An 18,483-nucleotide genomic window follows, 5' to 3' on the forward strand; every position below is an offset into this window, starting at 1 on the left:
TACCTCATTACGACAGAAAAAAGCGCGAACTCTGAAGCAGTGGGCGGCAGATGTCAAAAGCGCCATGTTGCGGCGCATTACCAATGCTTAAAAGAACACGCGATCCCCTGTGGGAGCGCAAGCGGCCGCAACAATTAAATTGAACGTTTGAATAAAGAAAAAACCGCGCCGGCCGACACAGTCGCTAGCCACACTCTTATTACAAGGGATCCCCCCATGCCTTTGCGACAACTTTCCATCCAGTGGAAGATCACCCTGCTCGCCGGTCTCTGCCTGGCCGGCATCGTCACTTTGCTCGTCGGCCTGTCGCTGTACCGCATGGACCACAGCTCAGACCTGGTCAAGGCCAGCAGCATGCAAATGCTGACCGAGGCGGCGCAGTCGCGCATCGAATCGCAAGGTGAGGTGCAGGCGTTGAACATCCGCCGCCAGTTCATGGACGCCTACCAGTACGGCGCCGGCTTCGCCCGTCAAGTGTTGTTCTTGCGTGAACAGGCGGAGAAGCGCTTTCTCGATGCCTTCGACCTGCGCGAGGACATGACCCGCCAAGTGCGCGCCGCACTGCAGGCCAACCACGACCTGCTTGGCCTCTCGCTGGTGTTCGAACCCAACGCACTGGACAGCAAGGACAGCCTGTTTGCCGGCAAGGCGGAGCTGGGCAGCAACGAAACTGGGCGCTTTGCCCTGTACTGGTCGCAACCACGCGCCGGCCAGCTGACCGCCATGGCGCTGCCCGAGCATGACATGGCCAACACCGAGATCGGCCCCAGCGGCCAGCCGGCCAACACCTGGTGGGTGTGCCCGCGCACCACCGGCAAGGTGTGCGTGGTGGAACCGTACTTTTACGACATCGATGGCCAGCAGGTGCTGATGACCAGCATCGTCTTCCCGCTGACGGTCAACGGCAAGATCATTGCCACCCTGTCCATCGACATCAACCTCAACAGCCTGCAGGCCCTGAGCCAGGAAGCCAGCCGCAGCCTGTACGAAGGCCGCACCACGGTCGGCATCCTCAGCCCGGTCGGCCTGCTGGCCGGCTACAGCGCCGACGCCAGCAAGCTGGCCCAGCGCTTCGATCAGGTAGACCCGACCAAGGGCGCCGAGCTGGTGCGCAAGCTGGCCGATGGCAAGATGACCATCCTGCACGACCAGCAGCGCCTGAAAGTGCTGGCCGCGTTCCGGCCGATCCCCGACGCCCATCCTTGGGGCGTGCTGCTGGATGTGCCGGAAAACGCCCTGACAGGGCCTGCCGAAAAGCTGAAGCAGGAACTGGACACACTGAACACCAGCGGCACCCTGCTTGAGCTGGGCCTGGGCCTGGTTGCAGCCATTGCCGGCCTGCTGATGGTGTGGCTGATGGCCCGTGGCGTTACCCGTCCCATCCTTGGCGTGGCCGCCATGCTCAAGGACATTGCCAGCGGTGAAGGCGACCTGACCCGCCGCCTGACCTACCAGAAACAGGACGAGCTGGGCGAACTGGCCGGCTGGTTCAACCGCTTCCTCGACAAGCTGCAGCCGACCATCGCCGAGGTCAAACGCTCGGTGCAGGCCGCCCGAGGTACCGCTGACCAGTCCTCGGCCATTGCCAGTGAAACCAGCGCCGGCATGGAACAGCAGTACCGCCAGGTCGACCAGGTGGCCACCGCCTCGCACGAAATGAGCGCCACCGCTCAGGACGTGGCCCGCAGCGCGGCCCAGGCCGCGCAGGCTGCCCGCGACGCCGACCAGGCCACCCGTGAGGGCCTGGCGGTGATCGACCACACCACCACCAGCATCGATGCCCTGGCCGCCAACATGAGCGACGCCATGGCCGAGGTCCAGGGCTTGGCGCAGAACAGCGAGAAGATCGGCTCGGTGCTGGAGGTGATCCGCTCGATTGCCGAGCAGACCAACCTGCTGGCCCTCAACGCGGCCATCGAGGCTGCCCGCGCAGGTGAAGCCGGCCGTGGCTTTGCCGTGGTGGCCGATGAAGTGCGCAACCTGGCCCGGCGTACCCAGGAGTCGGTGGAAGAAACCCGCCAGGTGATCGAGGCCTTGCAGGCCGGCACCCGCGAAGTGGTCGGCGCCATGGACAACAGCCATCGCCAGGCCCAGGGCGGCGTGGAGCAGGTTGGCCAGGCCGTGACGGCATTGCAGCGTATCGGTCAGGCGGTGAGCGTGATTACCGACATGAACCTGCAGATCGCCTCGGCCGCCGAGGAGCAAAGCGCGGTGGCTGAAGAAATCAACAGCAACGTGGCGACCATCCGCGATGTCACGGAGTCGCTGTCGGGCCAGGCCAACGAGTCGGCGCGGGTCAGCCAGTCGCTGAACAGCCTGGCCAACCAGCAGCAGGCGCTGATGGACCAGTTCCGCGTCTGAGGCAGGCAGGGCCGCCTCGTGCGGCCCTGAATACCGCTCAAACCTCGTCGTCTACACTTGCCTGCACCCAAGGCGCGGCAAACGACGAGGTCTGGATGAAGAAGCTTTCAACACTGCTGGCCGGCCTGCTGCTGGCCGTATGCCTGGCAAGCACTGACAGTGCTGCTTCGGCAGAACAACGCCCACCCATCCATTTCGGTGCCATCGGCTGGGAAAGCGGCGCCCTCACCACCGAAATCCTGCGGCTGATCGTGGAGCGCGGTTACGGCTACCCCACAGACACCCTGCCCGGCAGCACGCTCAGCATGGAGGTGGCCCTGGCCCGCAACGACCTGCAAGTGATCGCCGAAGAGTGGGCCGGACGCAGCCCGGCGTGGGTCAAAGCCGAGCAGGCAGGCCAGGTATTCGCACTGGGTGATACGGTGAAGAATGCCGAGGAAGGCTGGTGGGTGCCTGCGTATGTAATCGAAGGGGACGCCGCGCGCAAACTGAAGCCCATGGCGCCCGAATTGCGCCATGTCGACGACCTCAAGCGTTACCCGCAGGTATTTCGTGACCCCGAGTCACCCGACAAAGGTCGCTTCCTGAACAGCCCCAGTGGCTGGACGTCGGAAACGGTCAACAGCCAGAAGCTCAAGGCATACGGCCTGGACAAGCTGTACACCAACTTCCGCAGTGGCTCCGGCGCTGCGATGGATGCCGAAATCGGCTCAGCCATTCGCCGTGGTCAGCCGGTGTTGTTCTACTACTGGAACCCGACGCCATTGATGGGGCGCTACAAGCTCATCCGGCTTGAAGAACCACCGTTCGATGCCCAGGCCTGGGCCACCCTCACCGATGCCAGCAACCCCAACCCGCAGGGCAGCCGTTCGCTGCCGGCGAAGTTGTCGATTGGCGTGTCCAAAGCCTTTCGTGAAGGCTACCCGGACCTGGTGACGGTGTTCGAACAGGTCGACTTGCCGATCGACCGGCTCAACAAGGCGCTGGCCGACATGAGCGAAAAACGCACGCCGCCGCGCGATGCCGCCCTCACCTTCCTGCGTGACAACCGTGACGTCTGGAAGGCCTGGCTGCCCAGTGAAGTCGCCGCCAAGGTCGAGGGCAGCCTGTGAGCAACGGCTTCCCGCAGGCCTTGCAGTTTTCCTTTGCCGACAGCGTCAACCGGCTGGTCGATTGGCTGGTACTGAACTACGGCGATCATTTGCGTAGCGTTTCCGACCAGTTGCTGCAACTGCTGGTAGGCCTGGAAAACCTGCTGCGCCTGTTGCCGTGGTGGCTGCTGTTGCTGCTGGTCGGCGTGCTGGCCTGGCACGCCAGCCGAAGCCTGCTGCGCAGTGCGGTGCTGATGTCGCTGCTGGCCCTGATCGGCATGATCGGGTTATGGGACAAACTGCTGCAAACCTTGGCCTTGGTGCTGGTGAGTACCGGTTTGTGCGTGCTGGTGGGCATACCGCTGGGCATTCTGCTGGCTGCCAGGCCACTGGCCAAGCGGCTGCTGTTACCGGTGCTGGATGTGATGCAGACGTTGCCCGCTTTCGTTTACCTGATCCCGGTGCTGATGCTGTTCGGCCTGGGCAAGGTGCCCGCCGTGTTTGCCACATTGATCTACGCCCTGCCGCCGCTGGTGCGCTTGACCGAACTGGGCCTGAGCCAGATCGACCCCTCGCTGCTACAGGCCGCGCACGGTCTAGGGGCCAGCCGCTGGCAACGCCTGCGGCGTGTTGCCCTTCCGCTGGCGCTGCCGAGCATCATGGCCGGGCTGAACCAGTCGGTAATGATGGCCCTGTCAATGGTGGTGATGGCTTCGATGATCGGCGCCCGCGGGTTGGGTGAGGATGTACTGGTGGGGATCCAGACGCTGAATGTGGGGCAAGGTGTGGAGGCCGGGCTGGCAATTGTCGCATTGGCCATGGTGATTGACCGGATCAGCCAGGCGTATGGGCGCAACGGGCGCTGAACAGTGTTGCCGGCGATAGGGTCGGGCCTGAGAATACAGCTCTGTCAGCTTGAAACCGGACCTCATCCGCATGTCCCTCAAAGCCTTGCGCACCCTGGTAACCATCGCCCGCCACGGCACCTTCGCCCGCGCCGCCGACCTGCTCAGCCTCACACCTTCGGCAGTGAGCCTGCACATCAAAACCCTTGAAGACGAATTGCAAGTGACCTTGTTCGACCGCAGCCGTCGGCAGGTGGTACTGACCGAGGCCGGCCAGTTGGCCGTGGCGCGTGCCGAAACCATCCTGGGCGCCTATGACGAACTGGCCGACGCCCTGGCCAGCGGCCCGAGCCTGCGTGGCCGCCTGCGCCTGGGGGCCATCCACACGGTGCTGGCGCGGCGCCTGCCCAAGGCACTGGTCTGGATCAAGACCCACCATCCGCAATTGCATATCAGCGTGGCATCGGGGATGTCGGCGGAACTGGCGCGGCGCGTGGAGGACGGCGAACTCGATGCAGCGATCACCACCGAACCGGTCAGCCCCTACCCGCAAAGCCTGGACTTCACACCGTTGTTCGAGGACCGCTTCTGGGCCATCGCCAGCCCGGAACTGGCTGGGCACAGCGTAGCCGAGTTGCTGGCCAGCCAACCGTTCCTGCGCTTCGACAAACGCGCGTGGGCCGGGCGGCAGATCGAGCAGGAACTGCGCCGCCAGCATCAGCAGGTGAGCGAGCAGATGGAGCTGGACAGCCAGGAGGCCCTGGCGCGCATGGCCGTAATGGGCCTGGGCGTGGCGATCATCCCCATGGCGGACGACGACCTGCAACGCCTGCCACCCGCCACGTGCCTGCCGTTTGGCGAGCCACAACTGACCCGGCGGGTGGTGTTGCTGGAGCATGAGAAAAGCCAGCGGCGGCATTTGAGTGCGGTGTTGAAGACTGCGCTGGAGGCGTAGTTGCACATAGCTGCCTGCTCTAGCGTGATCTCTGTGGGAGCGGGCGCGCCCGCGAACACCGGCGCAGCCGGTGCCATCCACCGCGTTGGATTCTTCGCGGGCACGCCCGCTCCCACAAATGACGCGTAGGGCATCTAGCGTGCATTTTTTCTCAACAGTCGGTGCAGAAAACAACGTTTTTACAAACCCTTTCGCACCCGTAGTCTGTGCGCGTACCCGACCACGGAACGTCGACCATGCTCCCGTTGCTGCTGACCACCCTGCTACCGATCATCCTGCTGATTACCTTGGGCACCTTCCTGCGCCTTCGCGGCTTTCTGGCCGAAACTTTCTGGCCGGGTGCTGAACGCCTGAGCTACTACGTATTGCTTCCCTCGCTGTTCCTGCACGGCCTGGCCACGGCCAACCTCGACGGCGTGCCAGTACTGGGGATGGTCGGTGTGCTGATGCTGTCGACCCTGGCCGGGGCGCTGCTGCTGGTGCTGTACCAAGGCGCAGTGAGCCACGACGGCGCCGACTTCACGTCGGTCTTCCAGGGCGGTATCCGCTTCAACAACTACATTGGCGCCACACTGGCCGCCGGCATCTACGGCAGCGCCGGCATCGCTCTGGCCGCGGTGGCCAATGCCGCCATCGTGCCCTTGGTCAACCTGCTGTGCGTGCTGGTGTTCGCCCGTTTCAGCGCCCGCCACAGTTCACCGGCCACGGTGCTGAGGGCGATTTTCGCCAACCCGTTGATCGTCGGCTGCGCGGGCGGCTTACTGCTGCGTGTGACCGGGCTGGGCCTGCCGCCCGGCATCGAACCCACGGTCAAGGCGCTGGGCCAGGCCGCCCTGCCGATGGGCCTGCTGTGCGTAGGCGCGGCACTGGGTGGCGCCAGCCTGGGCCAGCAGGTGCGCCCGTTGATGGCGGCCTCGGCGTTCAAGTTCCTGGTCATGCCGCTGACCACCTGGGGCTTGTGCCGCCTGGTTGGCCTGAGTGGCCAGGCAGCGGTCGTGGCGGTGCTGTTCCAGGCCCTGCCTACCGCCTCTTCGTCCTACGTGATGGCCCGGCAAATGGGTGGCAACGCCCCGCTGATGGCCACCATCATTGCCCTGCAGACCGTGGCCGCCGCAGCCACCCTGCCTTTGGTACTAATGCTTACGCTTGGCTAGACTGGTATCAACCCCTCTCCCGGAAGCTAGCCCATGCGCCTTGCCTGGATCCTAATCGGCTTGACCTCGGCCCTGCTCGCAGGCCCCTTGCACGCAGCCGACACCGCCAAGGCCGCAGTGGCTGAAGACAAGGCCGAAGTGCTTGAAGAAAAGGTGGTGGAAAACGCCCCGCCCCCCAAGAAATCAGAAAAACTGACCCCAGGTGAAGCCCAGGCGGTCGATCCCGCCGGCCAGGCACCGCTGGACGACAGCATCACCTGCCTGGCCCGCACCATTTACTGGGAGGCCAAGGGCGCCGACGCCGAAGACATGTCGGCTGTGGCCAGTGTGGTGCTCAACCGCCTGGGCCACGATGGTTTCCCCGATACCATCTGCGGCGTGGTCAAACAGGGCGTGGAAACCAAGGCCTGCCAGTTTTCCTGGTGGTGCGACGGGCGCCCGGACCAGGTCGAGGAAGCGCAACGCTACGATGTGGCCAAGGAAATCGCACGCAAGGCGCTTAACCAACAGTTGAAAGACCCCACCGGCGGCGCCCTGTACTTCCACGACCGCACCGTGCACCCCGAATGGGCCAAGGCCTACCGCAAGACAGCGCAGACCACACATTTCCTGTTCTACAAGCCGAATCAGGCGTTGGCCCGTTGATGCGGTACCGAGCAATCAGAAACCGATGCGACCTGAAAACTTGACCAGCCGTGGGTCACCCTGGGCTACCTGGGAGGTTGGGAACAGTTGGCGTTTGAGGATTGTTTCTAGCCAATGTTACGAATGATTACCAAGTAATCGCACTTTTGTGCCAACCAGTGGTCTACTCCCTCTTTTGCCGCCCGCAACGATTGCCGGCGTTTTCATTGCTTTGCACCCGCCAGGGGCCAAAAGCCCCGGGCTTGTGTAGGATGAGCAGCGCATACCACGACGCTGCCAGTCATAGGGAGATCCACATGCGCGTCCTGTCATCCGTTGCCGCCTTGTCGCTGGGCCTGGTCGTCTCGACCGGGGCACTGGCTTTCACCGGCGAAGAGGCGCAACTGATCGATTCGATCAATGTCTACCGCAGCCAGGCCCAGCCCTGCGGTGGCGAGGCGTCGCTGGAGCTGCCGCCGCTCAACAGCGACACCCGCCTGGCGCTTTCGCCAGAGGGCACCCGTGACCTGCAGCAGGCCATGACCCGCGCCGCCTACCCCATGGTCAACGTTCAGGCCATCAGCCTGTCGGGGCCACGCGACGCGCGCGCTGCCATGCACGCCATCGAAGAAAGCTTTTGCCAGGTAGTGCTCGACCCCCAGTTCGTCGATATCGGTGTCAGCCAGGAGGGCCGCGACTGGCGCATCGTACTGGCCCGCCCACTGCTCAGTGGCCGCCTGGGTGACTGGCAGGCCGAAGGGCAGAAGGTGCTGCAGGAAATCAACGCCGCGCGCAAGCTGCCACGCCAATGCGGTGGCCAACCCTTCGCCGCCGCCCCAGCCCTGAGCTGGAGCACCGCACTGGCCGGCGTCGCCGCCAACCACACACGGGCCATGGCCAACCAGAACTTCTTCGACCACATCGACAAGGAAGGCCGTACCCCAGGTGACCGGGCGGAACTGGCGGGTTACCTGTATCAGCAGATTGGAGAGAACATTGCGGCCGGGCGTGATACCGCGCACAAGGTAGTCGAAGGCTGGCTACAGAGCCCGGGGCATTGCGCCACGCTGATGAACCCGGACTTCCGCGAAATGGGTGCGGCTTATGCGGTGGACCCTAAGAGTGATGCTGGGATCTACTGGACGGGGTTGTTCGGGACGCCGCAGTAAAACCGCTGGAATCGGGGCTGCTGCGCAGCCCCAAGGGTTTAGCTGACGGGCATCAGTCCTACTGCTTACCTGTCCGTAACTCAAAGGCCGTACACCCAAACCGCCGTCGCACACATTTGCCCAGGTAACTGGCATCGCCCAGCCCTACTTCATCGGCAATCTGCGCCAGGCTGTGGCTGGAATTGAGCAAGCGCCAGCGCGCCTGCTGCAAGCGCATCTCCAGCCACCAGGCCTTGGCGCTCATGCCGTGGCTGGCCTGAAATTGCCGGTCGAGCTGACGCCGGCTGATGCCCAGTTCAGCCGCCAGTTGCGCCACTGCCAACGGCGTGCCCAAGTGATGGCGCATCAGCGCCTGCGCCCGCTGCACCTGCCGCCCCTGCCCGGCGGCCAGCTCAAGCGAGCGCAGGGTATGACGGCTGTCGCGGGTTTCGTCCACCAGCATGTCAGCCAGCCCTTTGAGCGCCCGGGTTCGCCCGCAGGCCTGTGACAACAACGCCACCGCCAGGTCGATGGCCGCCGTACCTCCTGCACAGGTGATACGGTTGCCGTCAATGCAATACAGCTGCTCACGCAGCATCTGCAACTGTGGGAAAGCTGCACGAAACTCGGCTTCGTGGCGCCAGTGCACCACCACCTTGTGCCCTTGCAACAGCCCGCAGGCAGCCAGCAGGAACGCGCCGTTGTCGACCCCTACCAGCTTGACCCCGGCTTTGCCGGCCCGCCTGAGCAAGGCCTGGTAGCGCGGCGCCAACGCGGCGGTGGCCATGGCATTGCGCCCGCCGAACACGACCAGATAGTCGAAACGGGACAGATCGACCTGGCCGGCATCAGCCTCCACCTGAACCACCGCGCCACTGCTCGATGGCACCGGGTCGAGGCTGATCCCTGCCACGGTCCAAGTGCAGTAGCGCTGCTGACTGTAGTCTTCGTCATCGGCGCTGAAGCGTAACTTGTCGAGAAAGGCGCCGAACGGCAACAGGGCAAAATCCGGTAACGGCAGGATCAGCAAACGGATATCAGGCAGCATGGCGTTGCGTCCAGAAACGACTGTTCAATGTCCAGATACTACCCTTGATGGGCGCAGTTCGCGCCATAAACTGGCACCCTCCACACCAATAAGGCACTTGCGCAAATGGCACTCGACACCTGGCTGATCTACCTACTGGCCAGCATTGGCCTGTCACTGACCCCAGGCCCCAACAGCTTGCTGGCCCTGACTCATGGTGCCTTGTACGGCGCCCGGCGAACGTTGTTCACGATCGTTGGCGGGGTGTTCGGCTTCAGCGCCCTCATCGCCCTGGCGATGTTCGGCCTCAGTGCCTTGCTGCAAACCTCAGCCTCGGTGCTGAGCGTGTTGAAATGGTTGGGGGGGGCTTATTTGGTCTGGTTGGGCATCCAGCTGTGGCGCAGCCCGGGGCTGCACCTGGAACTGAACGAGCGCAGCGCTCGGCTTGGCAATGCCGGCCTGTTCCGCCAAGGCCTGTTGTCGGCCATGGCCAACCCCAAGGTGCTGCTGTTCTATGGGGCCTTTCTGCCCCAGTTCATCGACCCGCAACGCGGCTTGATGCTGCAGTTCGTGGTGATGGCGGCGACCTTCGCCAGCGTCGAGTTCCTGGTCGAGTACCTGCTGGCGCGGTTGGCATTTCGTATTCGGCCTTGGCTGGCCAAGGGGGGTAAAGGTTTCAACCGTTGCTGCGGCAGCCTGTTTGCCCTGATCGGTGTGGCGCTGCCGCTTGGCCGATGACGCCCCTTGTCAGTTGCCCCGGGCCTTGAACAGGAACACCAGCAATGCTAGGCCGGGCAAGCCTGCGCCCACCAGTGCCACCCCCTGCCAGCCGAACTGGCTGAACAGCGCACTGGCTACCGCCGAACCCAGTGCCCCGCCCAGGAAGATGCTGGTCATGTACACCGCGTTCAACCGCCCGCGGCTGGCCGGGTCCAGGGCATACACTTCGCGCTGGCCAATGACCATGTTCATCTGCACCGCAAAATCCAGCAGCACACCGGTAAGGCCCAGGCCGATCACGCTGTAACCCGGCGCCGTCAGCCCCAGCAACAAGGCCGCCGGCGCCAGCAGCAGGGCCAGCAGCGAGCCGGCCCGAGCATGCCCGGCATCGGCCAGGCGACCAGCCAAGGGCGCGGCAACGGCCCCCACCGCCCCCACCAGGGCAAACACGGCAATCTGGCTCTGCGACAGGCCATGCTCACCCGCCAACGCCATCGGCACGGCTGTCCAGTACAGGCTGAACGCTGCAAACATCAGTGCCTGGTACAACGAGCGTTGGCGCAGCAGCGGATAACGGCGCAACAGCGTGAGCAACGACAGCATCAACCCGGCATAACTGGCCTTGTGCTCGGGCCGACGCTGCGGGAGGGTCAGCGCCAGCAGCAGGATGATCGCCAGCATCACCCCGGCGGCGCCAATGAACACAGCGCGCCAGCCCAAGTGGTCGGCCACCAGGCTGGACAACGGCCGCGCCAGCAGGATACCCAGCAACAGGCCGCCCATGATGTTGCCCACTACCCGGCCACGCTGCGCCTCTGGCGCCAGGTGCGCTGCCAGTGGAATGAGCATCTGCACCGCCACTGAGCTGAACCCGATCAACAGTGCATAGCCCAGGAACAGCTGGCCCTGGCCGCTGCGGCTGGTGCCCGCCAACAGCAGGCTTACACAAGCCAGCACAGCGGTGCCGACCATCAACCGGCGGTTTTCCAACAGGTCGGCCAGCGGCACCAGCAACAGCAGCCCCAGGGCGTAACCGAACTGGGTGAGAGACACGATCAGGCTGGCATGTTCGGTGGACAGCCCAAGGTCCGGCGCGATCAGGCCGACAATGGGCTGGGCGTAGTAGATGTTGGCAACGATCGCGCCACAGCAGAACGCCAGCAGCACGACCAGGGCCCGGCTCAGGCCGGTGGCTGCGGGCTGGGCGGCGGCAAGGGAGGGATTCATGCGAGGTTCCTCGGCAAGGGGTGGAATATGCCGGCTACCTTACCCAGACGCCTCAGCGCAGAGAATCCGCTGCTGGCGCAACGCGGCTTTGCACGCTGAGCAATGCCGCGGCTACCGCTCCAGCAGCGCTGCGCAAAAGTCGATGAACGCATTCACCCGCCGCGAGCCACGGTGGTTGGGCAGGTACAGGGCATTGATGCTGTTGTTGGCCATGCCTGGGCTGACCTGCCAGTCGGGCAACACCCGCTGCAGGCGCCCGACCTGCACATCCTCGCGTACCAGCCAGTCGGCCAGCAGTGCGATGCCGCTGCCCCCCAGCGCGGTTTCACGCAACATGTCGGCATTGGCGCTGCGCAACGGCCCGGTTACGTTCAGCTCCAGGCTGTCCTGCCCGCGCGCCAGGCGCCAGGGCCGTGCCTTTTGCCCGTAACGGAAGCGCAGGCAGGCGTGCTCCAACAGTTGCCGGGGGTGTTGCAGCGGGTCACGCCCGGCCAGGTATGCCGGGCTGGCCACCAGCCACCGCTCGAAGCGGCCAAGCTGGCGGCACACCAGTTCGTCATTGGGTGAGGGGTCGCCCAGGCGAATCGACAGGTCATAACGGCCGTCCAGCAGATCATCCAGCCGGTCGCTGAGGTCGATGTCCAGCTCCAACGCCGGGTGCCGCGCCAGAAACGGCCCCAGGTGCGGGGCGATGACCCGCCTGCCGAACTCCACCGGCAGGCACAGCCGCAAGACACCGACGGGCTCCTCGCCACGGTCGGCAACACTGGCATCGGCCTCGTCCAGCGCCTCGAAAATGCTGCGGGCCCGCTCGTAGTAACGGGCCCCGGCCTCGGTCAGGCTGACCTGGCGTGTCGAGCGATTGAGCAACGAGGCGCCCACGGCCGTTTCCAGGGCATCGACCAGGCGGGTTACCGACGACGTCGCCAGCCCAAGCCTGCGCGCAGCCGCAGAAAAGCCCTGGGCATCGACGGTAGCTACGAACATCTTCATCGCCAGGAGTTTGTCCATCTGCTGCACGTCTTCCAAAACTCAGAAAGTTCTTACAAACCGCAGGGCGGGTCAAGAAGCGCGCTATGCGGCGATTGCGTCCATAGTGAAACCACTCCCATTCCAGCGAGGCTTCCCATGACACTCAACAACCTGCTGACTGCCCTGCCACACTGCGACCCCACCCGTGCCGAGCGTGTAGATGAGTTGCTGAGCCGCCCTGGCTTGCGCGTGGAGCGTATCGTTTCCAGCGGCCAGGTCAGCCCGCCCGGGTTCTGGTACGACCAGGCCGAAGGTGAGTGGATCGTGCTACTCAGCGGGGCTGCCGGCCTGCGTTTCGAACACGAGCAGCACACCCGCCTTCTGGCGCCGGGCGATTGCCTGGACATCCCGCCGCACTACCGCCATCGCGTGGAGTGGACTGCGCCTGGAGTGGCGACGGTCTGGCTCGCCGTTTTTTACAGCAGCAACGCGCCTTGGCCGGTGTGACGGCGGCCAAACACCCACTCGACCAACGTATGAATGCAAAATTATTAACCAACATGAACATATCGTTTAATGCATTTTTAAGCACATGATCTAGACTTTTAGCCACATCTTCGCAAGTTCAGCCCTGCGACAATCAGCCTCACAAAATTATGTACCAACTTGTTAATTAGCAAGCTAAGGGCTTAGACTGCGCGCATTCCACCTGCTGAGATCCCTGGCATGAACGAAACACCGCGCGCCTCTGGCGCCACAAACATCCTCCTGGTTGGCCTGGGCGTAATCATCGCCCTGCTCGGCCTCCTCCTTGCTGCTGGCGGCGTCAAGCTGGCCGGCCTGGGCGGTTCCTGGTACTTCTTGATCGGCGGCCTGGCCATGGCCATCGCCGGTGTGCTGATTGCCCGGCGCAAGCGGGCAGGCGCCTGGCTGTACGCGGCATTCATGGTGGGTACCGCCCTCTGGGCGCTGATCGACGCCGGCCTGGTGTTCTGGCCGCTGTTCTCGCGCCTGTTCATGTTCGGCGCAATCGGCATGGTCGTGGCGTTGGTCTACCCGCTGCTGGCGCGTGCCAACGGCGCCAGCGCCGGCCGTGGTGCCTACGGCGTTGCCGGGGTGATGGCCGTGGTGCTGGTGATCGCCGCCGGCAACATGTTTGTTGCCCACCCAAGCGTTGCCCCCACTGGCAACGGCCCGGTCATGACCCCGGTCGAGGATGGCAAGCAGCAGAAAGACTGGGCCCACTACGGCAACACCGAAGGTGGCAGTCGCTTCGCCGCGCTGGACCAGATCAACCGCGACAACGTCAACAAGCTGAAAGTAGCCTGGACCTACCACACCGGTGACGTGGCCATCAGTGACGGCAACGGTGCCGAAGACCAGCTGACCCCGCTGCAGATCGGCAACAAGGTGTTCATCTGCACCCCGCACAACAACCTGATCGCCCTGGATGCCGACACCGGCAAAGAGCTGTGGAAAAACGAAATCAACGCCCAGTCCAAGGTCTGGCAGCGTTGCCGTGGCATGGCGTACTTCGATGCCACCGCCGCCATCGCCCAGCCAACCCAGCCGAACAGCTCGCCGATTACGGTGGCAAGCGTGCCGGCCGGTGCCAACTGCCAGCGTCGCCTGCTGACCAACACCATCGACGGTCGCCTGATTGCTGTCGACGCCGACAACGGCGAGTTCTGCCAAGGCTTCGGCAACAACGGCCAAGTGGACCTGAAAGCGGGCCTGGGCAACGTACCGGACTCTTACTACCAGCTGTCCTCGGCACCGCTGATGGCCGGCACTACCGTGGTGGTCGGCGGCCGTGTTGCCGACAACGTCCAGACCGACATGCCAGGCGGCGTGATCCGTGGTTTCGACGTGATCACCGGTGAAATGCGCTGGGCCTTCGACCCGGGCAATCCGGAAGATCGCCAGGCACCGCAGGGCGACAGCACCTACGTGCGCAGCACCCCGAACAGCTGGGCACCGATGTCCTATGACCCGGCGATGAACACCGTGTTCCTGCCGATGGGCTCGTCGTCCACCGACATCTACGGCGTGGAGCGCAGCAAACTGGACCACACCTACGGCGCTTCGGTGCTGGCCCTGGACGCCACCACCGGCAACCAGAAGTGGGTATTCCAGACCGTTCACAACGACCTGTGGGACTTCGACCTGCCCATGCAGCCGAGCCTGATCGACTTCACCAAGGACGACGGCCAGTCGGTACCTGCGGTGGTGATCGGCACCAAGGCCGGGCAGATCTACGTGCTCGACCGCGCCACCGGCAAGCCGCTGACCCAGGTCGACGAAGTACCGGTCAAGCCAAGCAACATCCCGAACGAGCCGTACTCCCCAACCCAGCCGAAGTCGGTGGGCATGCCGCAGATCGGCGCACAAACCCTGACCGAGTCGGACATGTGGGGCGCCACCCCGTATGACCAGCTGCTGTGCCGCATCGACTTCAAGAAAATGCGCTACGACGGCCTGTACACCGCGCCGGGCACCGACCTGTCGCTGAGTTTCCCGGGTTCGCTGGGTGGCATGAACTGGGGCAGCATCTCAACCGACCCGGTGCATGGCTTCATCTTCGTCAACGACATGCGCCTGGGCCTGTGGATCCAGATGATCCCGTCGCAGAACAAGGGTGGCGCAGCGTCCGGTGGCGAAGCACTGAACACCGGCATGGGCGCTGTACCGCTCAAGGGCACCCCGTATGCGGTGAACAAGAACCGCTTCCTGTCGGTCGCCGGCATTCCGTGCCAGGCCCCGCCGTTCGGCACCCTGACCGCTATCGACATGAAGACCCGCCAGGTGGCCTGGCAGGTTCCGGTGGGCACTGTTGAAGACACCGGCCCGCTCGGCATCCGCATGCACCTGCCGATCAAGATCGGCCTGCCAACCCTGGGCGGCACCCTGTCGACCCAAGGCGGTCTGGTGTTCATCGCCGGCACCCAGGACTTCTACCTGCGCGCCTACGACAGCAGCAACGGTAACGAAATCTGGAAGGCCCGCCTGCCAGTGGGCAGCCAGGGCGGCCCGATGACCTACGTCTCGCCGAAGACCGGCAAGCAGTACGTGGTGATCACCGCTAGCGGCGCACGCCAGTCGACTGACCGTGGCGACTACGTGATTTCTTACGCACTGCCGTAAGACCGCGTCGCCTGCTTCGCGGGCAAGCTCGCTCCCTCAGGATACTCACTGCCCTTACGAACTGTGCAGTCCTTGTGGGAGCGGGCTTGCCCGCGAATGGCCCTCAAAAATAATTCGAGATTTAGCAATGCCATCCGCAATTCGCATCACCCCCACCCTGCTGCTGGCCCTGGCCAGCACCACCGCCCTGGCCGACGGCGACCTGATGACCCGCAGCACCCTGACCGGTGACTGGGGAGGCCTGCGCCATCAGCTGGAAGACGACGGCGTCAAGTTCACCGGCGACTACAGCGGCGAAACCGCCTACAACGCCCACGGTGGCCTGCACCGCTCGGCGCGTTATTCGCAGAACCTGAAGCTGGGCGTGCAGTTCGACCTGTCCAGACTGTATGGCCTGGACAACGGTGGCAAGGTCCAGCTGACCATCAACGACCGTCGCGGCAACAGCGCCTCGGAAGACCTGGTCGGCAACCGCCTGCCAATCCAGGAAAACTTCGGCGGCCTGTATACGCGCCTGACCGAGCTGAGCTACGAGCGCACCCTGTTCACCCCGGCACTCAACGTCAAGCTGGGTTACATGGCCATGGGCAACGACCTGGGCGGCCTGGACAGCGGTATCCTGTGCAACTTCATGAACGCCGGTTTTTGCGGCCACCCGCTGAACATGTCGGGTGGCAGTGGCTGGACCAACTACCCCAATGCCCACCTGGGCGTGCGGGTAAAGTATGACCTTTCGCCTGCCTGGCAATTGCGCGTAGCGGCGTTCAACGTCGACCCCGAGAGCAATGGCAACTCCAGCCGTGCCTGGCACCTTGGCCCAAAGCACACCACGGGCACCGTGGTGCCGGTGGAGTTGGTGTACAAGCTGCAGGGTGAACTGCCGGGCGAGTACAAGCTGGGCTACTACTACGACAGCTCCGACGTGAAACGCATCGGCAGCGAGGATGAAGTGTCTGGCCGTGGCGGCCATTACATGCTGGTTGACCAGGCCGTGTGGAACGACCAAGGCTCGCCAGGCCGCAGCCTGCACGCCTTCGGCCAGTACTCGGCGTCGAGCAAGGCGGCCTCGCCGTTCACCAAGTGGTATGGCGCCGGTGTGGTGCTGTACAAGCCGTTCGAAGGCCGCCCGAAAGATACCGTGGCGCTGGGTTATGGCCGTGCCGTACCCAACCCGCGTAGCCGCGACGTGCTGGAGGATGCTGCCTTCAATGCCGGCCAGCAGTTCCCCGACATCGACAGCGCCGAGCAACTGATCGAACTGAGCTACGGCTACCAGGCCACACCTTGGCTGAACCTGCGCCCGGATGTGCAATACATCATCGAGCCTGGGGCGTTCTCCGGGAAGGACATCGACAACGCGTTGGTCGTTGGCTTGCAGGTCAAGGCCAGTTTCTAAATTGAAAAGGGCCGCATTGCGGCCCATTCGCCATCAAACTGGCACAAACTGGCCCCTCGGTCTTTACTCACCCCGTCAGCGCAAGGGAGAGCCAGGCCAATGAGCACTGCAACGGAAGGCAAACTGAACGTCTGGGCGCTCGCTGCCCTGGTAGTGGGCTCCTTGGTCGGCGCCGGTATCTTCTCGCTGCCAGCCACCTTCGGCCGTGCCACCGGCGGCTTGGTGCCATCATTGCGCGGTGCATCGCCGGCCTGGGCATGCTGATGCTGGCCTTCGTGTTCCAGACCCTTGCCCGCCCCCGCCCGGACCTAGACTCAGGCATCTACGCCTACGCCAGCGCCGGCTTCGGCAGCTACCTGGGTTTTGCCTCGGCTTTTGGCTTCTGGGCCGGCACCTGCATCGGCAACGTGTCCTACTCCATCCTCATCAAATCCACGCTCGGCGCCTTCTTTCTGCTCTTTGGCGACGGCAACACGGTGGCGGCCATCGCCGCTTCATCCGTGTTGTTGTGGGCCTTCTACTTGAATCGCCCCTGGTTTCGTAGACACCTCCAAGCCTCATAATGAGGCCCAAATAGGAGGTGCCATGAGTCGTCAGCGTTACCCTGAAGAATTCAAGATCGAAGCGGTCAAGCAAGTGACCGAGAAAGGCAAACCTGTCGCCGATGTCGCTCAGCGCTTGGGCATGTCCGTGCACAGTCTTTACGCGTGGATCAAGGTCTACAGCAAGCCCCAAGAGCAGCGTCAGCACGACGATGATCAGCAGGCAGAACTGCGCAAGCTGCGCGCTGAACTCAAGCGGGTGACGGAAGAGCGAGACATCTTAAAGAAGGCCGCCGCGTACTTTGCCAAGGAGTGCGGCTGAAGTACGCCTTCATCAAGAAGCACTCGATCGATTACCCGGTGCGGCGTCTTTGTCAAACCCTCAAGGTGCATCCCAGCGGCTACTACGCTTGGCTGGCCGAGCCTCAATCTGCCCGAGCCAAAGAAGATCAACGCCTGCTTGGCTTGATCAAGCATGCCTGGTTAGAAAGCGGAGGCGTGTATGGCTATCGCAAGATTCACGATGACCTTCGAGAGCTGGGAGAGATCTGTGGGCGAAATCGAGTCGGTCGCTTGATGCAGGCAGAGGGGCTGCGTTCGCAAACGGGCTATCGCCGTCGTCCTGGGTTTTATGGCGGAAAACCAACAGTGGCATCGCCCAACCATCTGGCCCGGCAGTTCAAGGTCAGTGAGCCGAATAAGGTCTGGGTGACCGATATCACCTACATCCGCACCTATGAAGGGTGGCTGTACTTGGCGGTAGTGTTGGATCTGTTCTCTCGCCAAGTCATTGGTTGGTCAATGAAGCCCAGGATGAGCAGCGACCTGGCCATCGACGCCATGCTGATGGCCGTGTGGCGACGCAAGCCACAGCAGCAAGTGATGATTCACTCAGACCAAGGCAGTCAGTTCAGTAGCTCAGATTGGCAAAGCTTCCTGAAGGCCAACAATGTGATCAGCAGCATGAGCCGACGGGGAAACTGTCACGACAATGCCGTAGCCGAGAGCTTTTTCCAGCTTTTGAAGCGGGAGCGAATCCGACGAAAGATCTACGCAACGCGTGACGAAGCCCGAAGTGATATTTTCGATTACATCGAGATGTTCTATAACCCCAAGCGTCGACACAGCAGTGCTATGCAGCTGTCTCCAGTAGAGTATGAGAAACGCTATTTTCTGAGCTTGGAGAGTGTCTAGGGAACCAGGGGCGATTCAGTGTGGGCTGATGGGGACGTTTCAAGTTTCTAACCACTGCTACCGGATGACAACTGACATAAATG

At 63.5% G+C, this 18,483-nt stretch carries 17 protein-coding genes; 14 read left to right on the top strand and 3 right to left on the bottom strand.

What is annotated here, in order from left to right; genetic code table 11:
* The first annotated feature begins 216 nt into the window (after nt 1–216).
* The 7 genes from APH36_RS00465 to APH36_RS00495 all read left to right on the top strand — a co-directional run bounded on the left by APH36_RS00465 (nt 217) and on the right by APH36_RS00495 (nt 8,199).
* Nucleotides 217–2,361, top strand: a complete 2,145-nt coding sequence (locus tag APH36_RS00465; protein ID WP_060496993.1) for a methyl-accepting chemotaxis protein — start codon at nt 217–219, stop codon at nt 2,359–2,361.
* A 95-nt stretch (nt 2,362–2,456) separates the two neighbouring features.
* Nucleotides 2,457–3,473, top strand: coding sequence for an ABC transporter substrate-binding protein (locus tag APH36_RS00470; RefSeq protein ID WP_060496994.1), 1,017 nt, complete (start codon nt 2,457–2,459; stop codon nt 3,471–3,473).
* The gene (locus APH36_RS00475) at nt 3,470–4,318 is read left to right on the top strand and encodes a proline/glycine betaine ABC transporter permease (protein ID WP_060496995.1); all 849 of its coding nucleotides are present in this window, start codon (nt 3,470–3,472) and stop codon (nt 4,316–4,318) included. The genes APH36_RS00470 and APH36_RS00475 overlap by 4 nt, the downstream gene beginning before the upstream one ends.
* Before the next feature lie 70 nt (nt 4,319–4,388).
* Nucleotides 4,389–5,252: a LysR family transcriptional regulator gene (locus tag APH36_RS00480; RefSeq protein WP_060496996.1), complete on the top strand. Its 864-nt coding sequence runs from the start codon at nt 4,389–4,391 to the stop codon at nt 5,250–5,252.
* Between the two features lie 236 nt (nt 5,253–5,488).
* Nucleotides 5,489–6,406 (top strand): AEC family transporter, encoded by a 918-nt coding sequence (locus tag APH36_RS00485; RefSeq protein WP_060496997.1) that lies wholly within the window; start codon nt 5,489–5,491, stop codon nt 6,404–6,406.
* A 33-nt stretch (nt 6,407–6,439) separates the two neighbouring features.
* Nucleotides 6,440–7,051: a cell wall hydrolase gene (locus tag APH36_RS00490; protein WP_060496998.1), complete on the top strand. Its 612-nt coding sequence runs from the start codon at nt 6,440–6,442 to the stop codon at nt 7,049–7,051.
* A 296-nt stretch (nt 7,052–7,347) separates the two neighbouring features.
* A complete protein-coding gene (locus tag APH36_RS00495; RefSeq protein WP_060496999.1) occupies nt 7,348–8,199 on the top strand; it encodes a CAP domain-containing protein in 852 nt (283 codons plus the stop codon).
* 58 nt (nt 8,200–8,257) lie between these two features.
* Here APH36_RS00495 and APH36_RS00500 read toward each other — a convergent pair whose 3' ends face one another.
* A complete protein-coding gene (locus APH36_RS00500) occupies nt 8,258–9,226 on the bottom strand; it encodes a GlxA family transcriptional regulator (protein WP_060497000.1) in 969 nt (322 codons plus the stop codon).
* 105 nt (nt 9,227–9,331) lie between these two features.
* Between APH36_RS00500 and APH36_RS00505 the strand changes: the two genes are divergently transcribed.
* Nucleotides 9,332–9,943: a LysE family translocator gene (locus APH36_RS00505; protein WP_060497001.1), complete on the top strand. Its 612-nt coding sequence runs from the start codon at nt 9,332–9,334 to the stop codon at nt 9,941–9,943.
* A gap of 9 nt (nt 9,944–9,952) precedes the next feature.
* Here the strand turns inward: APH36_RS00505 and APH36_RS00510 are convergent, their stop codons facing one another.
* Entirely contained in the window at nt 9,953–11,152 is a 1,200-nt protein-coding gene (locus APH36_RS00510; RefSeq protein WP_060497002.1) for an MFS transporter, read from the bottom strand.
* A 111-nt stretch (nt 11,153–11,263) separates the two neighbouring features.
* Nucleotides 11,264–12,163 carry a LysR family transcriptional regulator gene (locus tag APH36_RS00515; protein ID WP_060497134.1) on the bottom strand — a complete coding sequence of 300 codons (900 nt, stop codon included), beginning with the start codon at nt 12,161–12,163 and terminating at the stop codon, nt 11,264–11,266.
* Between the two features lie 117 nt (nt 12,164–12,280).
* Between APH36_RS00515 and APH36_RS00520 the strand changes: the two genes are divergently transcribed.
* From APH36_RS00520 to APH36_RS00545, 6 genes are all read left to right on the top strand, one after another.
* Nucleotides 12,281–12,631, top strand: coding sequence for a cupin (locus APH36_RS00520; protein WP_060497003.1), 351 nt, complete (start codon nt 12,281–12,283; stop codon nt 12,629–12,631).
* 219 nt (nt 12,632–12,850) lie between these two features.
* Nucleotides 12,851–15,268 carry a glucose/quinate/shikimate family membrane-bound PQQ-dependent dehydrogenase gene (locus APH36_RS00525; protein ID WP_060497004.1) on the top strand — a complete coding sequence of 806 codons (2,418 nt, stop codon included), beginning with the start codon at nt 12,851–12,853 and terminating at the stop codon, nt 15,266–15,268.
* 127 nt (nt 15,269–15,395) lie between these two features.
* Nucleotides 15,396–16,664 (top strand): carbohydrate porin, encoded by a 1,269-nt coding sequence (locus APH36_RS00530; RefSeq protein WP_060497005.1) that lies wholly within the window; start codon nt 15,396–15,398, stop codon nt 16,662–16,664.
* Between the two features lie 99 nt (nt 16,665–16,763).
* Nucleotides 16,764–16,928 (top strand): hypothetical protein, encoded by a 165-nt coding sequence (locus APH36_RS32445; protein ID WP_223623869.1) that lies wholly within the window; start codon nt 16,764–16,766, stop codon nt 16,926–16,928.
* Nucleotides 16,922–17,227 carry an amino acid permease gene (locus APH36_RS32450; RefSeq protein ID WP_060497006.1) on the top strand — a complete coding sequence of 102 codons (306 nt, stop codon included), beginning with the start codon at nt 16,922–16,924 and terminating at the stop codon, nt 17,225–17,227. The genes APH36_RS32445 and APH36_RS32450 overlap by 7 nt, the downstream gene beginning before the upstream one ends.
* A 22-nt stretch (nt 17,228–17,249) precedes the next feature.
* Nucleotides 17,250–18,400 (top strand): IS3 family transposase gene (locus APH36_RS00545; RefSeq protein ID WP_143514977.1). Its coding sequence is split into 2 segments (ribosomal slippage): nt 17,250–17,484 and nt 17,484–18,400, totalling 1,152 coding nucleotides; the frame shifts between segments, so codons are not numbered across the junction.
* The last annotated feature ends 83 nt before the right edge of the window (nt 18,401–18,483 follow it).

This window comes from Pseudomonas sp. NBRC 111133 (genome assembly GCF_001320605.1).
In the GTDB taxonomy this organism is placed as follows: domain Bacteria; phylum Pseudomonadota; class Gammaproteobacteria; order Pseudomonadales; family Pseudomonadaceae; genus Aquipseudomonas; species Aquipseudomonas monteilii.

Bases quoted from the DNA above. Each gene is read 5' to 3' on its own strand.
- APH36_RS00465 (WP_060496993.1), top strand. From the start codon at position 217: ATGCCTTTGCGACAACTTTCCATCCAGTGGAAGATCACCCTGCTCGCC.
- APH36_RS00470 (WP_060496994.1), top strand. From the start codon at position 2,457: ATGAAGAAGCTTTCAACACTGCTGGCCGGCCTGCTGCTGGCCGTATGC.
- APH36_RS00480 (WP_060496996.1), top strand. From the start codon at position 4,389: ATGTCCCTCAAAGCCTTGCGCACCCTGGTAACCATCGCCCGCCACGGC.
- APH36_RS00485 (WP_060496997.1), top strand. From the start codon at position 5,489: ATGCTCCCGTTGCTGCTGACCACCCTGCTACCGATCATCCTGCTGATT.
- APH36_RS00490 (WP_060496998.1), top strand. From the start codon at position 6,440: ATGCGCCTTGCCTGGATCCTAATCGGCTTGACCTCGGCCCTGCTCGCA.
- APH36_RS00495 (WP_060496999.1), top strand. From the start codon at position 7,348: ATGCGCGTCCTGTCATCCGTTGCCGCCTTGTCGCTGGGCCTGGTCGTC.
- APH36_RS00500 (WP_060497000.1), bottom strand. From the start codon at position 9,226: ATGCTGCCTGATATCCGTTTGCTGATCCTGCCGTTACCGGATTTTGCC.
- APH36_RS00505 (WP_060497001.1), top strand. From the start codon at position 9,332: ATGGCACTCGACACCTGGCTGATCTACCTACTGGCCAGCATTGGCCTG.
- APH36_RS00510 (WP_060497002.1), bottom strand. From the start codon at position 11,152: ATGAATCCCTCCCTTGCCGCCGCCCAGCCCGCAGCCACCGGCCTGAGC.
- APH36_RS00515 (WP_060497134.1), bottom strand. From the start codon at position 12,163: ATGGACAAACTCCTGGCGATGAAGATGTTCGTAGCTACCGTCGATGCC.
- APH36_RS00520 (WP_060497003.1), top strand. From the start codon at position 12,281: ATGACACTCAACAACCTGCTGACTGCCCTGCCACACTGCGACCCCACC.
- APH36_RS00525 (WP_060497004.1), top strand. From the start codon at position 12,851: ATGAACGAAACACCGCGCGCCTCTGGCGCCACAAACATCCTCCTGGTT.
- APH36_RS00530 (WP_060497005.1), top strand. From the start codon at position 15,396: ATGCCATCCGCAATTCGCATCACCCCCACCCTGCTGCTGGCCCTGGCC.
- APH36_RS32445 (WP_223623869.1), top strand. From the start codon at position 16,764: ATGAGCACTGCAACGGAAGGCAAACTGAACGTCTGGGCGCTCGCTGCC.
- APH36_RS32450 (WP_060497006.1), top strand. From the start codon at position 16,922: ATGCTGATGCTGGCCTTCGTGTTCCAGACCCTTGCCCGCCCCCGCCCG.